The sequence below is a fragment of the Colwellia maritima genome (genome assembly GCF_022669015.1).
GTDB lineage: Bacteria > Pseudomonadota > Gammaproteobacteria > Enterobacterales > Alteromonadaceae > Colwellia > Colwellia maritima.
The window spans coordinates 39248-55091 of record NZ_JAKKSL010000007.1 but is presented as its reverse complement, the minus strand read 5'-3'; the positions used below and the strand labels follow the sequence as shown (position 1 = coordinate 55091).

General features: G+C 39.2%; 17 protein-coding genes. 2 read left to right on the top strand and 15 right to left on the bottom strand.

Going from position 1 to position 15844, the window contains the following annotated elements:
- Positions 1–45: 45 nt before the first annotated feature.
- The 7 genes from L3081_RS24350 to L3081_RS24320 form a co-directional block, all read right to left on the bottom strand.
- Positions 46–1092, bottom strand: a complete 1047-nt coding sequence (locus L3081_RS24350; protein ID WP_242289024.1) for an AAA family ATPase — start codon at positions 1090–1092, stop codon at positions 46–48.
- A 365-nt stretch (positions 1093–1457) separates the two neighbouring features.
- Complete coding sequence (locus tag L3081_RS24345) at positions 1458–1664, bottom strand: hypothetical protein (protein ID WP_242289022.1); 207 nt, start codon at positions 1662–1664, stop codon at positions 1458–1460.
- A gap of 141 nt (positions 1665–1805) precedes the next feature.
- Positions 1806–1976 carry a hypothetical protein gene (locus tag L3081_RS24340; protein ID WP_242289019.1) on the bottom strand — a complete coding sequence of 57 codons (171 nt, stop codon included), beginning with the start codon at positions 1974–1976 and terminating at the stop codon, positions 1806–1808.
- A gap of 267 nt (positions 1977–2243) precedes the next feature.
- A complete protein-coding gene (locus L3081_RS24335; RefSeq protein ID WP_242289018.1) occupies positions 2244–3176 on the bottom strand; it encodes a hypothetical protein in 933 nt (310 codons plus the stop codon).
- Between the two features lie 677 nt (positions 3177–3853).
- Positions 3854–4366: a 3'-5' exonuclease gene (locus L3081_RS24330; RefSeq protein ID WP_242289016.1), complete on the bottom strand. Its 513-nt coding sequence runs from the start codon at positions 4364–4366 to the stop codon at positions 3854–3856.
- Complete coding sequence (locus tag L3081_RS24325; RefSeq protein WP_242289014.1) at positions 4329–4598, bottom strand: hypothetical protein; 270 nt, start codon at positions 4596–4598, stop codon at positions 4329–4331. The genes L3081_RS24330 and L3081_RS24325 overlap by 38 nt, the downstream gene beginning before the upstream one ends.
- Before the next feature lie 154 nt (positions 4599–4752).
- On the bottom strand, positions 4753–5670 hold the full coding sequence (locus tag L3081_RS24320; RefSeq protein WP_242289011.1) for a UvrD-helicase domain-containing protein: 918 nt from the start codon (positions 5668–5670) through the stop codon (positions 4753–4755).
- A gap of 255 nt (positions 5671–5925) precedes the next feature.
- On the opposite strand from L3081_RS24320, the gene L3081_RS24315 reads away from it, so the two are divergent.
- Positions 5926–7710 carry a PKD domain-containing protein gene (locus L3081_RS24315; protein ID WP_242289010.1) on the top strand — a complete coding sequence of 595 codons (1785 nt, stop codon included), beginning with the start codon at positions 5926–5928 and terminating at the stop codon, positions 7708–7710.
- Positions 7710–8651 (top strand): hypothetical protein, encoded by a 942-nt coding sequence (locus L3081_RS24310; protein ID WP_242289008.1) that lies wholly within the window; start codon positions 7710–7712, stop codon positions 8649–8651. The genes L3081_RS24315 and L3081_RS24310 overlap by 1 nt, the downstream gene beginning before the upstream one ends.
- A 120-nt stretch (positions 8652–8771) precedes the next feature.
- Here the strand turns inward: L3081_RS24310 and traN are convergent, their stop codons facing one another.
- Genes traN through lepB form a run of 8 tightly spaced genes read right to left on the bottom strand, consistent with a single transcriptional unit; the run spans position 8772 to position 15706 of the window.
- Positions 8772–10118, bottom strand: a complete 1347-nt coding sequence (gene traN / locus L3081_RS24305; RefSeq protein ID WP_242289006.1) for a conjugal transfer protein TraN — start codon at positions 10116–10118, stop codon at positions 8772–8774.
- Positions 10081–11565, bottom strand: coding sequence for a hypothetical protein (locus L3081_RS24300; RefSeq protein ID WP_242289004.1), 1485 nt, complete (start codon positions 11563–11565; stop codon positions 10081–10083). The genes traN and L3081_RS24300 overlap by 38 nt, the downstream gene beginning before the upstream one ends.
- Before the next feature lie 14 nt (positions 11566–11579).
- Positions 11580–12653 (bottom strand): hypothetical protein, encoded by a 1074-nt coding sequence (locus L3081_RS24295; protein WP_242289002.1) that lies wholly within the window; start codon positions 12651–12653, stop codon positions 11580–11582.
- Between the two features lie 5 nt (positions 12654–12658).
- A complete protein-coding gene (locus L3081_RS24290) occupies positions 12659–13597 on the bottom strand; it encodes a TraU family protein (RefSeq protein ID WP_242289000.1) in 939 nt (312 codons plus the stop codon).
- A gap of 5 nt (positions 13598–13602) precedes the next feature.
- The gene (locus L3081_RS24285; protein WP_242288998.1) at positions 13603–13788 is read right to left on the bottom strand and encodes a hypothetical protein; all 186 of its coding nucleotides are present in this window, start codon (positions 13786–13788) and stop codon (positions 13603–13605) included.
- A complete protein-coding gene (locus L3081_RS24280) occupies positions 13789–13935 on the bottom strand; it encodes a hypothetical protein (protein WP_242288996.1) in 147 nt (48 codons plus the stop codon).
- A gap of 36 nt (positions 13936–13971) precedes the next feature.
- Entirely contained in the window at positions 13972–15219 is a 1248-nt protein-coding gene (locus L3081_RS24275; protein WP_242288994.1) for a TrbC family F-type conjugative pilus assembly protein, read from the bottom strand.
- Positions 15206–15706: a signal peptidase I gene (gene lepB, locus L3081_RS24270; RefSeq protein ID WP_242288992.1), complete on the bottom strand. Its 501-nt coding sequence runs from the start codon at positions 15704–15706 to the stop codon at positions 15206–15208. Before lepB ends, L3081_RS24275 begins: the two co-directional genes overlap by 14 nt.
- Positions 15707–15844: the final 138 nt, after the last annotated feature.

Below are 15844 nucleotides of genomic sequence, written 5' to 3'. Positions count from 1 at the left end.
CACGAGGGTTGGTAGAGGAATTTGATTTTACTGTATTTAAGGTTGTTACTTTTTTGAGTATTCAGTTAACACATCACGTAAATCTTTGTTGATTAAATCACCCAACACACGTTGAATAATATCGTCAACAGAGTCTCTACTTTCAGGATCAACCGAACCATCAAAAGCAAACGCTAATGACTCAGACCAAGGACAAGATAAGCCAAAACACATTACAGATTCGCACCAATTAACCAATGTTCGCGTTGAAAAAACCGCTCCCAATGGATCATCAATACCTTTTCTGTCAGTACCTAAAACGGCATCTCTAATGCGATTGGCAAGATTGATTTTTGTTTTCAGCATTGGCTTAGGTAACTTAGGAAACATACCTGTAAGTATGTCTAATTCCGTTACTGCATCAGGATAACCAACATTCAACCAACCGAAACGACTACGTAAAGCAGCATCCATTCTGTTTGATGTATGATAGCGATCATGACCACCTTCACCCATTGTATTGGCTGTAGCAGCAACACGGCATAAGCTGTGTTTTTGCAAAACAATTCCAAATTGCTCAATAGGCCAAGGTTTGCCTTCAACAAGACCGTGAATAGAACAATGCAAAGCATCATTACCTTTATCCACTTCATCAAAGATGATTAAACCACCACACATGTAACCTTTAGCCGCAAGACCAAGTTTATCTGTTGTGACAATACCACCAGGAGATTGAGTTAACTCTTTCGAGCCTTCCAAATCATCTGGCATCAAACCTTGATGTGTTTTTATAATATAAACAGGTTCATTGAGCATATCCGCTATAAATAGCAACATCTCCGTTTTACCTGTTCCAGTTTCGCCATGCAAACCGAGAGGTTGCGATTGACGACCATGCCACCAAGCTAAACAACGACGTAAAACCATTTCTTGAGGAACATAATTACCATTGCCGGCAATACAGTCTTCATGACGGTTTTTGCGACGTATAACTTGACTTTCGCCCGGTGAATAAACACTAGGAAAAAGAAGAGAAGCATCAACCCTTTCTAACTCGTTAAAGTCGATTGAATTGATTGTTGTAGTGGTTTGGATGTTATTAATTGCATTCATAAGTTTCCCCTTAAGGAATAACAAAGGGAAACTGCCCTATAAGGGTAATTTTCCCTTAATAGGTTAAAGTGGCTTTCGCCGATTATTGAGTCAAAAGACTCGTTGTTTTTCGCTTTCGCGGTAATTTATGGAAATCATAAATTGTCAGGTAATCGGTAAAGAAAACCCCGCTAAGTTTGTATTCCGCATGCAAGCGGTCGATGAAAAGATTCATCATTGGTAGTAATTTTTTCAGGTAAATCACCTTTCTCATAAATACTCATGAGAAAAATGACTTAACATTGAAATAGAAAAGATCAACTGACCGGGGCGACTCTCACATTTCTGTGATAACACACCCCGACATTTGATTACTCGCCATATTTCTACAGCGCAGCCGTGATTTCATCGTCACTACCCATTATTCCTGACTGTGTAAAACGGTGTTTTATACGGTCAATGGTTTTGTGGACGTCATCTAGTGACTGTGAACGACCAACTTTAAAGGTTTTACCACTTTCTAGGTAAAGGATACCCTTTTGGTGGTCGAGGAAGTGGGCTGATTGATTGGGCGAATGTATTGATTGTTGCATAATTTTCTCCAGTTTTTGATGGTGTTACCACTTAAATACACTTAAAAAATGTAGTTAAGTGGTAACACCACCTTAAACGTCAATAACAGAAAGCAAACCAAGACCTAAAATGATTAAAATCAACAAAGGTGCAGATAGCGCTTACTGGTTGTTAGATGCTTCAATTGCGTTAATAATACCGCCGAGTTCGTTAGCCAATTGTGCTAGTTCACTGTATTGCATTTCACTATCGACACAATTTACATCAATTCGATTTGCTATAGCGTTCGCTTTAGCTTTAATTATTTTTAATTTGTTCAAATGTTCAGTCATGATCTTCACCTATCTCTTAAATTGTGATTTAACACTTAGTATGATTTTGTACCCCATTGTTATTAACTTTGACTCGAAGGAGTCGTTAAAAAAAGGGATAAAAACCAACCAAAAAATCCAAGTGAAATTAATGACAAACCTAAAATGCCTAAAAATAAAAAAACTGATTCCATAATGCATCTCCAAAAATTAAATTAATGAGAAATACACCTATCCCTATGGGATAAAATGTACTTCCCATAGGGGGTAAAAAGGCTTGTACCTGCATTAAAAGGTCAAAGCCAATGAGTCACTATCAGAAGTAGAAGTAGTAGCTTGTTTTTCCAATTGATTTGAAATATCTTGTTCAATTTTAAACTCATAAGCTATTCTTCCTTCTTCAGCTTTTTCAATCGAAGTAAAAGCATCTCCTATCCAGTAGGGCTCTGAATCAGGATATCCGCTAACATAGCCAAAGTAATGACCGGCTCGTGAACATCCAATAAGCATTTTATACTCAGTGTGATTTTCATCGATTATCCAATCAGACTCTTTAACAATATCTATTGGATCAATTACCCAAATAGCATGAAAAAAAGTTTCCATTTTAGTGATAAGGTCAATGTCCGTTAGTTTATAGTGATCAACAAAAGAATAATAATCACCATCAATTTCCACAAACCATTTAACAAGATTACCAACCCCTTCATTACAAACATAAAAAGCATTATAATTTAAACGCTTATACAATCGACAAGGAGGTACATCAGAACCCAAGTAGTAGTCGAATGCGCCTTCATGCTCACGTTCAGGTCTAGTAACCTTTGAATATTGCCCTAGAGCCATATTCATTTCGTACTCGTCTTCGTTGCTATTTTCATAATAAAACGCTTCTTCTGTTTTTCTTCCTATGTATTCAGGTGAGCAAACAAAATCAGCAGCAATATCACAAGCACTATTTTTTTCAAAAATATCAACAGCAGCAGCATAATCATTCAGGTACTTATCTTTATATTCAGACGATAAATCAGTTAAAGCTTGATTAATCATCTCAATATATAGCTCAGGAACTACGTTGCCTTCATTTAGTGCCGTCCATAACAGTTGATCAATGTCATTGACAAAATCAACGTAAGCAAAAGAGCACTTAGTAACAATAGCAGTATCTATTTCAGCTAGATTATTAGCAAAAGCTTTAACAATTGCATTGTTTATATTCATATCTATTTCTCTCTATTTAATAAAAACAGACATGCACCCTATAAGGGAAAACATTCTGCCCTTAAAGGTTAAATACGCTAAATGTTTATATAATCCCAACCAATGAACAGATAGGACGTACAAACAATTTATAGGTTGGCAATGCAGCCAAAATACAACAAGCGATGATTAAAAATTCCATAGGTATATCTCCAAAAAATTAAATTAATGAGAAATACACCTATCCCAATGGGATGACATGTATCTCCCAAAGGGGTTAAAAGGCTTACGCCTGTATTACAAAGTCAAAGCAAATGAATGACTGTCGGATAATTCGGTAAAGAAAATCCCGCGAGGTTTGTATTCCGCTAGCAGGCGGTCGATGAAAAGATTCATCATTGGTAGTAATTTTTTCAGGTTAAATCACCTTTCCCATAAATCATCATGGGGAAAGCGACTCAAATTTTAGATGCAGAAAAGTCGCGGTTGGTAAGCTAGATAATAAAAATGTTATCTTTTTTGCTTACCAACCACTTGGTAGGAGGTCTATGCTTTCGCACATTGTCTTTGGGCAATGTCATCATTAGGCTTTCGCCTGAAAATCAGCTTTCGGCGGAGGTAGCTGATAGCTACAACCACATTCTATGACATTCAGTATGAGGTGTGTTTTATTAGAGGGCGCTTTTTAGCAGATCTAATTATGGCTCAAACCCTGTAATTTCATTAATAAAGGGAGATGGAGTTTTTTCGTTGTAACTTAACACCAAGTTATCTTCTGCTCTTGTCATACCAACGTACAGCAATCGTCGTTCTTCCTCTACTTTCTCAACACCATCATCACCCTTAAGCAATGGCACATTGCCTTCGTTCAGGCCCAATATCCAAACGTTTGGCCACTCAAGCCCTTTAGATGAATTCAATGTTGTTAACACTACGGCATTGGTCTGACGGTGACTTGGCTTCTTATTTGGCTTTTGAAGTTTAGATGCGAGCCTAAACGCTCTTTCTTCTAAGCTCCCTTCCCCACTTACAAGTATCCTAATGAAAATATCTAATATGGCAGATTGAAGCTGCTGATCGAAGTCACCTTGTTTTTTAATATGCGCTGCGATTCGTTTGTGAAATGATTTAATGAATTGCTTAATATTTTCTTCTCCACTAACTCTTTGCGCTTCAATAGCAAATTCTTGCATAGCAATAGTTACTGACAACCACTGAACCCCCGCCTACTGATACTGCGGAAAACCCCATACCTTTAGATGCTGTAAATATTTGATGTAATACTGCTTCTTGTTCGCCAAGCCAACCAAGGCCTGTTGATAGTTGGTTGTTTCCTTTGGCTGTCACGATCCCTAAAAGTAATGCACTTATCCCAACAGAATGCTCATTGTCAAAGATGGACTTTCCACCCACCCGTACCACATTGATATCTTGTTCTGACATGGCCTGCTCAAGTTCATCTAGTTGTAGGTTCGTCCTAGCCAGTACTGCCCAACCATGAGAATCTTTTCCTTTTAGCTCGGCGGCGACATAACGATAAGGCTCTAATTGCGGCGAACCGCATTCTTTAGCACCGGCTATATCAATATCATCACGCTCACTTTTTTTCTTTGTGAACTCTGAAACGTACCCTCTTTGGGATTGTTCTTATGCTCACCGTGCCACCAAGAGGTTTTGGTGAACTCATATCTTTATCTATTCTGTCTTGGTTGTGTTCAATGAACGCCTTTGCTGTACTTAAAATCTCTGGTGCACAGCGAAAACACTGACTCAATAAATAAGCTTCAGCGTTAAAATCACCTTGAAAATCCACGAAAGCCTCATACGCCCGTGCCCCCCTCCATGCGTAGATAGATTGATCATCATCACCAACCACCGCTACCTTTTTATTTCGGCTGTTTTCTTTTAACCACTCATACTGCAAAATATCAGTATCTTGAAATTCATCTATTAATATAAAATCCTGCTTGATAGGTTTTATTTTTCCTTCAATAAGCGCTTGGATTAATTCTCTAGCCATCAAATTAAGATCGTATCGGCCATAACGCTTTAGTAAGTTTGAATATTCCGCAAACACCCGTGAATAACTTGAACCATCATCAACAAACGTTAAATCACGACCCAACTTATCTACCTCAGATAAGCAATCCCTCAATTCATCTAAATCAACCCCCTGAGATATCATTGCTCGCTTGATAAAGCCGTAATACTCACCACCAATCAGTAGGCGACGTTTATTCATTAACGGAACAAATTGAACGCGCATTAACCGAGCAAAGGTACTCACGCTAACGCGATTCGCCATCGAACCCACCTTCATTTTAACGCGATCTTCCATTTCACTGGTCGCCGCGTTGGTGAAAGTCACCATTGCAATCGTGCTATATGGGTTTTCCTGTAAAATCCGCTCAACTAAACTAATGAATGTATGTGTTTTTCCTGATCCTGCAAGTGCAACAATCATCTTGTTTTCATCTACATTTTCAATAGTTCCGGCTTGTTCTTCTGTCAACATAAGTAAACTCTTTGTGTCATAAAATACGCAAAGAATATTACTTAAATATTTTCAACACTAATTTGATAGACTCGTTTATTTTTGACTTCTAGTGATTTAGTTGTCACTAAACATCATAACAACCCGAATATTGCGGATAATACAAAGCTGATTAATTTAGTCTTTGATCAATTCAGCTTTGTTGCAGCTAACTTATTTTATGAAATACTATTGGTTCTAAGAAAAATCTTCACACATAAAATAGAGGTAGTATTTATGATTGGCTTTTTAACAAAGAATAAAAGTATTAGAAACGCAGTATTATCGTTAACTTTCGCTTTATCTGCATATGCTAACGCAGGGGAAATAGAGGTCGTTTTTTTGGACGACACAGGTGTAGGTTTTAATAGTCAGGAATCATACGCGCCTGTCGGTGGCAATAACGCTACCACACTCGGGGAAGCACGTAAAAACGTATTATATAGAGCAATAAGGATGGTTGAGTCCCAAGTCAATATAAAGACGAATTTTGCAATTAACGTCAAATTTAAAGTGTTAGGTGGTGATGTTGAAAACTTCGATGCAATCACAAGCGGCCCTACATTTATTTTTCACAATCAACACAATGGAAACCCATATGGAATACTGGAATCAAGCCGATTGTATCCTTCAAACCTAATATCCACTTTGCAGAGTACGATCACTAAAAGCTCTACAATAAGCACAACAATGTTTTCACTCGATACACCATTCTATCTTGGTTTTGATAATAACAGTCAAGAAAGAAGTTTTATTTCCACTGTATTACATGAGCCGGTTCATGTAATGGGGTTCGCTAAAATTAATTGCTTTAGTAGTTGTCTGCCTAAACCAATATCTAAACCTAGTCATTTTACCAAATTCGTTTTTGCTCAAGGCGAGCCTTTGGTTGCTTTTGACGAACTATCAATTGACGAGCAAGAAGCTGTTGCATCCTCCAGTGATGGTTTGTTGTTTTTAGGCTCTGCAGCCACACAATCTAAATTAACCAAATTACTTACAGGTGGTGTTCATGATGGCGCTGTTGAATTACACGCTGATGGCGAAAGTGACGGACAAAAAATATCGCATTTTTCACCTAATGTCCAACCCACACAACTTATGGCTTCAGATGGCGCCAATGTACAGGACTTTGGCGCTGCCGCTTATATTCTATGCGATATAGGTTGGTGCCGTGAGTCAGGACAGGTTATCGATATTGCGCTTGATCTTGTAGGGACACAATTTAAAGCTCGACCTGGACGTTTGTTGAACGTTGATTTTGTTATTCACAACAACACAAACACAGCCGTAGATAATATTAAGTTTGAGACACGATTCCCTGAAGCAATCACCTTGTCAGATGCATTTTTAGAAAATGGTGAATGTGCAGTGCTTGAAGATACATTAATGTCATGTAGTGTTAATACAATAAGAGCTAACGAGTCACTTGATGTCCATTTCACGTTGAGCGGTAATATTGGTGAATATCAACTATCAGGTGAGCTTTCGTCTACTTCTTTTGATGTTGACTCTCATGGTAGTAACAACTTATTTGATATTGAGTTTGTTGTTCAACCAAACACCCCGCCGAGCATAGAATTAGGTGATACTATGCGTGTCAACGAGGGCGAAACAGTCTCTATCTCTGCTTCGAGTTATGACGAAGACAATGACGACTTAACGCACTCGTGGGTACAGTTAAGCGGCCCAAAAGTTGAATTAAGTGATGAGAACACATTGGATTTGATGTTTATAGCACCCGAAATTTCTCAAGATAGTAATCTAGTGTTTAAGTTAACAGTTTTTGATGGCGAAGATGAAGTATCAAGTATAATCGATGTTTCGGTTCTTGATTTGGATAAAGAAAACACCAAGCAAGCACCAAACGACTCTGGTGGTTCGTTTGGTTGGGTGTTACTTAGTGTGATTGGATTTTGTTGCTTAGAAAAACATCAACCCAAAATAACAATCCTAGTTTGTTGCTGTAATTCTCGATTCGTGGATAATTACAGCAACTTAATTAAAAAGGTATCGTTGTAATGAAAAACATTATGAAAAACAGTTTGCTTTCTCTTGTGCTTATTGGCTTAACTGCGTGTGGCTCAACACCTTACGTCCCACCAACTGAATACCCACTTGTCACTGTACATTCAGACGACGAATATGAGTGGGATAAGAATTATAGCTATGCTAAGAATATCTCTATGATGGTACGTCCATCAGGTTTAGGTTTTGGTGTTGATGATGAAAAAGACCCGCTAAAAGCGTCTAACAATCGTCAAGGCGCATTGTCTAGTACTTTGTCTATGGTTAATGGGTTTGCTTCGGCGGGCATATTTGGTGCGCTTTCTTTTGGTATTTTAGATAGCAATACAGATAAAGGTAGAGCGTGGAGTCCTATCTTAGTTGATTTTATGCCCGTTAGTGAATTACCCGATCCAAAATCACCTACCGCTTACTTAACGATACGCAATTTAATTGAGGGAAATATTAAGCAAGCCCTGACATCAAACTACCCTAATATGGAGTGGGATGGAGCTGTTTTTACAACAACGAAATATCAAAGTACCAACACTGGAATTATTTTTTATGATGATAGCTGTGATGATGCTTACAACACAGGTAATCAAAGCACACCTTATAAAAAGTTGAACTGGAATTTTAAAGCCCCTTTTTTTGAAAAAAGCAGTTTGAACGAGCAAGGTAGACCATACTGTGCCCTGACTTTTGAGCCATCTATAACGGGCAAGGTGATGATTAACAATATTGCACATTGGATAATAACATCTAGAACAGCAAAAGTGAGCGTTAATACCTTTTATTTATTAGCGTTGAATAAAAATTATGTTGGGCATATCCTTAATCCCAAATTTTTTCTTTTTACGCACGTAATGGTGATGGAAAGCCATCGAAGAAGGTTTCATGGACTAACCTTTATCCGTATGTTTCACACCAAGGAAAACAGCATCTATTTGACGTAAGCGACACCAACAAAACACTGCAACGCTAGTGAACTACTCGGCACTAAAGTACCGAGTATTCTCGACGGTACTGATAAAGACAATCAATCAGGGGGTAACAACCCCTGATTGATAACACCTCTATTCTATATCATCCCTTGGATCAAAGCCGAACGTACAAACGGTCGGCCTTGGGATTTCTGAACAATCAAGATTGTTAATTTTGTCTAAAGCAGAGTTTTCAGCAGCCTTGCTAGCACCATTAATACTATTTGTTCTTTCAAGTGTTCTTTCTGAGACTGTTTGCCGCTCCTCAGCATTGATAATTCGTCCATTTTCAAGTGTGCCGTAACAATCTTCTTCTACAATCATTGTCTCAGTAATGGGGTCATACGTTTCAGTGTACTCACAATGCGTATCAACCATTTCACCACCGCCTGTTAGTGATTGCTCATTGGTTTCTGTTGGTACCTCGCCCGACTCTATCAGCAACGTTTGCCATTCCGATAAGTCAATTTGAGAAAAATCAAGAGAGCCTAATTCTTCTTGCGTTAATCCTTCGCAATTTTTATCAAAAGGCTTATTTAATTGAGGAAGCGCTTGCTCCATGATGATGCGTGACAAAATAGAGCTATAACAACAATGGTCTTTTCTTTTTTGGTAACACAACCCCGCCACCTCTTTGGAGCAATAGCTTTCCCCGAATTTAACACATTGTCGTTGACCTAACTTAGTTCCCATATCTATTTCTGAATCATCACATGCGGTCAATAATGAAACGATCAATTTGACCCATGTATAAATGGCATATGCGCCGGCAACCATGCCAATGACATTACTCAAAACGCCATTCATAGCATACTCACCCGCTTGGTCCGCAGCTGCATCCGTCGCCGCATCTTCTGCTGTTTTTGTGATTATCATCTTAGCAAGTTCTTCGGGTAATGCGTCATATACCATTTTCAAAACCATTTGTTGTAGCTCTGCAATGGCCGCGTTAACGGCACTAGTCGTGGCGCTTGCGCCACCACTCCGGTGCCAAACAAACTTTCTGTTGCACTGGTAAACGCCGTGCTTGGTTGTATTCCACGCAGCTTCCATACCTTCACCAACAACGGTATCTGCCATTATATCCCATGCACCAGTCGCAACTTCCCCTAAAACAGTCGTAGTGAATGTTCCTTGACCTGTCATGGCATTGACGCGTTGGGTAGCGAGCGCAGCCGTGACATACGACATAACATTTAATCCGGCGGGTTCTTCGCAGCAATCACCGCCCATTCCTGTTACATCCCAACTGCAATACTCATACTCTCCTTCAAAAACATGGCAGGTTGTTGGGTCGTCATGTACCTCACAGGATCTATCGCCTTCCACACCCTGTAATACAGACGCTTGCACCATTGCTTCAACAAACCTACCGTTAGCCTCATTTTCGCCAAATTCACAATTACCGCCAAAGACAAGGAATTGAAGCCTCACAAACATTGTTGGTTGTTTCCAATTCAAAGTCAAGCGCTGTCTCGGTAATACACTCATAATCTACCGTGTCAGCGATACATCGATCTGTTTGTTTTTCAAGCCACCCCATAGAACAACTTCTCCCAATTTCGCTACAATTGGCATCATCTATATAAACTTGACAATGATTATCCAGTTCCCTTATCTCTTCCCATGTATAAGTAACTTCTTCACCTGTATAGCGCTCTAAACCAACAATATCTGCATAGGTGGGATTACATTTATAACCTTCCAAATTCACTTTCCATGTTTTATCACCTGTGTCACCAACAAAGAAATCAGGTATCACAGAAAGCACACTTGGATGATGATCACCTGGTCCTTCTTCCATAATTTCATAACCATCAAAAACACAAAAACTGACAGGCTCATCCTCAACTTCAATCGTATGAGTTGTTGTGCACACGGCAGTATCCTTAAATGTAATCAAAGAGCCTTCATTGTCATATGGTGTGACTGGGAAACCATTTGAATCAACTGTTTGAATAAGCCCCCCCGTTTCTGTTTGATAATTTTCAGGTTCAACATTACAAGAGCTACTATCAAATGTTTGACCATTTGTACATGACCAACTCCGTGATGTAGAACTGGTTGGGCTCCTGCTACATCTATCTTTTCTAACACCACGTACAATCATATTGCCCCGGAAATCCTGATCAGCATTACATCGCGGCACATACGAAACAGGTATACGGCATTTGCTTCCTATCAAAGTACCACCAAAAGGGCATGAAAGTGTTGTTGTTATTGGTGGTGTTGTTGTTGTCGTCGATTTAGCATCTTCATCACAATGAGTTTGTGTTACATCCATTATTCCGCGCGAACAGTATTTTTGAATAGGTCTTGCATTGGTGAGACAAACCTCTTGTGTTACATTACCAAACAAAGTCTCGCCGACTTTACATGTAGGCTTTTCAACAGGAGATGTACAAAATGCTCTACTAACATAAGGATCGTTGGTGATACCTAATATTTCTTCTGGCGAATAAACACCCTCTAAAGGATTAGCTGCCCTTGCATCTTCATTAAGCGCATCATAACAACCTGCCGGTGTTTGAATGTATTCACTTTCTAAGCCTCTACCTGTCTTATCTTCTACCATAAGCTGTACGACAATATCCATACCGCCCGTTCTTTTCCATTTCAACTCACCTAAAAAATCAATTTCTTGTATGCCACCACCGGTTCCTATTGCTGCTTTAACAGAGTCCGTGACATTTACATCCATATTACCCTGACCATTACTACCGCCATCAGGATTACACTTACTCCCCCAGTTACCCGTTGTTCCTTGTCTATCTGGTCTACCTTGTGAGGCCCAAATAGATTCACCGTTAACAGATACTTTAAAGTGATCCCAAGCCCTACCTTTTAAGTTAACATTAACCAAATCATATTCTTCGGTATTTAGCATTAACTTGAATGTAGTCAATCAACAGGATCATGTGCGGCCCATGTTTCTCGACACCTACTTGTTTTCCATGTATCAACATGCAAATCGAACTCAAAACAGCCTAGCCCACAACCACGAAGTCCTGGACTAACTGAAAGTACTGGTACACGAACGATACGTTCCACATCGCAGTAATCAAGTGACGACTTTGTTAAATCCTGACAGTGATATATTCGACTACTTTCCGATTTAAACTCTTGGGTTTCACTTGTCACAATATCTGTACAAGCTTGGAAAAAATCACCTTGATTCGATTCTGTTTCATCAAGTCTATTCCATGTGTTACTTAACCAAGCTGCATCATCGTCAACCCGGGTATTCATCGCCTTGTTCATTGTGTTTGTAATATCTTGATACGCTCGTGCTGATCCCGTTTTTCCACTTTTTAATGAAACGTTGGCTTTTGCGCCCTCTTTTAATATGCCATCATTATCGCCGTGCATTGTGTCTGCCTGAAAATTATGTTCAGTGTTGTTTATCTCGCTACCTACCACATTTCCAATACCAACGCCAAGTACTCGTTCTCCACCACTAACGGCTGACATTATGAGTTTGCCATTAGCATCATGTGAAAATTTTCTGGTCCCTTTTTTGGTATATTCAACTCTTACTTCGCCAAAGACACCCTCTTGAGGCGAGCCGTGCGATTTACCGATATTATTGGCCATTCCATTAGCGTTACTTATCGAATCTGCCGTATCAAGCGTATAACCTGAAAAATCATATGTTTTTGAAGCACCTCTACTATTAATTGAATCACTTAAAACTTGGGTTAAATCATTGTGCTGCCTATTGTCTAACGCTTTTTGCATTTCTGGTGTAATCCCCCCTTCTTGATGATTTCTTTGAGGGTTATTCAGATCATATTTTTGCACCAAACTATCGAGCAACAATGAATCACTAGTTTGCGCGAACAAAGGAGATGACAATACAGTCATACTAGCAGTAATAGCGATAGGTCTTTGGATGTTCACTGTAGTCATCAAAAACATCATGAAGTAGGTCAGTGTTCTATGTGCCGCATCTAATAAAAAAATTCTTATTTTCATCTTACTTACTCACCACTACTGATAATACAACAATCCCGATAATTCCAGATCAGATAAACATAGGCTGAATCCATTCCTGGCCTCGTTCTTCCTCCCGTTGGGGTACACCATCTCGATGTACTCATCCCCATAGGGTGACAACATTGATCATAAACCTCTTGTTCGCCTCCTGCAGAACCCGCATTTGTCCCGTCCGTTGACGGGTTAACGATAGATACAGGCTCAGAGGAAGCTTCTGGTACAGGGTAAAGCATAGAAAATCGGTATTGTGACCGAGGAATTGTCGGGAAATACTCTGGTTTACACATAGCATCTTCACCTATCGTTTTTTTAGCTAGTCCTTTTCTGTGAAGTGATGCCAAAACTCTTTGTGTAATAAGTGAAGAACCCGCCACAGGATCAGGTTGAGGATTAATATTTCCAGTTAAAGGATACAGCAACCCATCACAACCAAGACAGCCATAAAACTCTTCTTGTTGCATATCTGCTGTAGTCAATACACAGTCAGTAATACACCAGGCAATTGCTGCCGGATTACCAAAAACAATGGCTTCAGGATTCAGCATTAAACTCATTAGGTCGTCATTCCATAAGGGGTCTACCTCAGACAAATACATTAAATCAAAATCCACATAACCATCACCGCACGAAGGCATAACTAACATATCCAACATAGTCATGATTGGATAAGCAAAATAATGGTATTGATAAAAAGCGGTAGGATTGTCTTCTTCGGTATTGTTATATCCAAGTCCTGTCAAAGTATCTTGCAGTTTAATTCCACCTAATGATGGTGAGCACCAAGGTGTTGTAACCACTTCATTTAATCGTGTTGGTTGCCAGTGAGCTTTTGGTATACCAAAGATAAGGCACCCCAAATTGTCCGAACACATGCAAAAAGGACCAACACTAGCCGCACCCGCAGGGGCATTACCACTACTCATCCCCATCAAATTAATCGAATCAATAAAACAATCCCGAAAGACACTTGAGTAAAAACATTGCTTAATACATTGGCATCTTTACACATTGGATTAACATCTATACTGGCCTCTTCTGCCATTGCTATGGATGATAGATTAACCAATACCAGTATTCCCACTAAAAACGCGAGTATTTTGGTGTGTAATTTCATTTAGTGACTCCTTGTGTTTGATAGAAGTCGTGAAATATATTCAATGCCTGATTTAACGTTGGATAACACCATTTCACCAATTTCAGGGTAAGCCGAGCCGATCCAAATCCCTACTACAATAAATACAACTATGGGAAGTAATTTCATGTTATTTTCCACCTAAACTAAACTGTTCAACTGCCATCATTTTTCGCGCCAAATCTGTTGATATTTTGGTGGCGTACCACTAACCTTAAAACGCTCTATTACTTCTTTGGGTGCAATATAAACCTCTCTGCCTAGATGCTCTCTAATTGCAGATAAATGATCCCAACCTTTGTCTTTATCTATGCGTGTGGTCATTACCTTGATACGACCTTTAGGTTTGCCATCGTTCATATCCTTGCTTAGCCATTCAAGCTGTTGGATATTTTTTGCATCTATGATGTACATAGTTAACGGTAAAGTGACTGTTGCGAGGGGATTGATAATTTGTCCTTTGTATGCCAACACATCACCGGCAACAGGATTTACTACGTCAGCGAGAGCTTTTACTGTGGGGTCGATAAGCCAACGTTCATCTTTCTCAGCAGGTTTTAAATCAACAAAAGCTTGCTTCTTCCAAAAATCTTCTACGGCTGCTTTCTTTTTTCCTTCCATATCAATGCCGGCTAAACGTCGCTTCATCGTATCTATAATGTTTTCTTCAAGAACGGCATAAACAGGCCCGAAATTACCTAGTGCTATATCACTCTTACTGTCTGAGTGCTTTGTTTTGATCCAATTAAAATTCATTAAGCCCGAAGCTGTTACAGTGACACCATTATGTCGATACATAATCATCGGAACCGAGGTGACTTTTTGTTGTTTAAATTCGCGCGGGTTAAACTTAACCATAGGCTTTTCTTTTAACTCTGCCCCTAGTTGACTTAAGTAGCGCATCGTGTCATGGATACCTTCATGATCTGGATGAATACCATTAAAATAAACATTTGCCCCATTTTTCGCTGCAGTGGCGAATGCGTCCATCAATATAGGCTTAGGCATTGAGAAACTAACAAAAATAGCTAAATCCGTTTCTTTTTCTTTAAACGTTTTACCGCTAAACCCTTGTGATTGCTCTTTAGTTAAACCCACATGCTTTTGTAGGGCAGATGCTAATTTGTCTTGGCTGCTTTCAGCGATTAATTTGGCTGCATCTCTGTACTTTTGCATAGCCTCATTTTTACTTTCAGTGTCATAGCCTGACAATAGACCTTTTGCCTTTAGATTTTTTGTCGCTGCGTCAATTCGTTCATTATTTTTTTGCAACCAAGTTGACGAAATTTCTCCAGACGCTATGGCTTTGTTAATTGTTTTTTCTTCTTCTAACGTTGGCTCTGCTTTCGCGCCTGCTATGCCAAGACACACTCCTACAACAACCACCGCTTTGACTAAGTTATAAAATTGCATACGCTTTCCCTATGATTTCTTTTTGCTTAACAGTTCCCCAAAAACGGGAATCATACGTGGTCGGGGTTTCACCCATTAAAAAGTATTCATTCACTGGTACAGTGATCTCAGGGATTACGTCGTCCATCGTAAACTCACCATGAACAAGCACATAATCAAGGGAGTGCTTTACAATGACTGTGTTATTAATGATGGTTTGGTCTTTATGAATAACAAGGTGATCGCCACCCTCTGCGACTACACGCTTAACCCACGCCATACCTGCTGCCGGATAAAATTTGTTTTCTTTATTCATATAAAAAGCCGCTAAATCACCGGGTTTAATATCTTTATCCCACTTATCAACAAGGAAAAACCATGTATACAAACAATTCGATTTAGCGTTGTTAAAACCAAAGGTGTAACGACTAGCGAACAATGAGAAAAATAACGTTATCAGCACAAAAACAATGAGAATGGGGCGCTCTCTTTTAATAAAAATCAACATACAAGTCCTACATATTAAAAAACATGACTATTGTATGGCGAATGTTGAGCGTTTTAATTTGATAGAGAGGCTTATTTAGCTTGTCTGTTGTTTACCTTGCTTTATTGCGTGATTTATTTTTTATGTTTCAATAGCCTT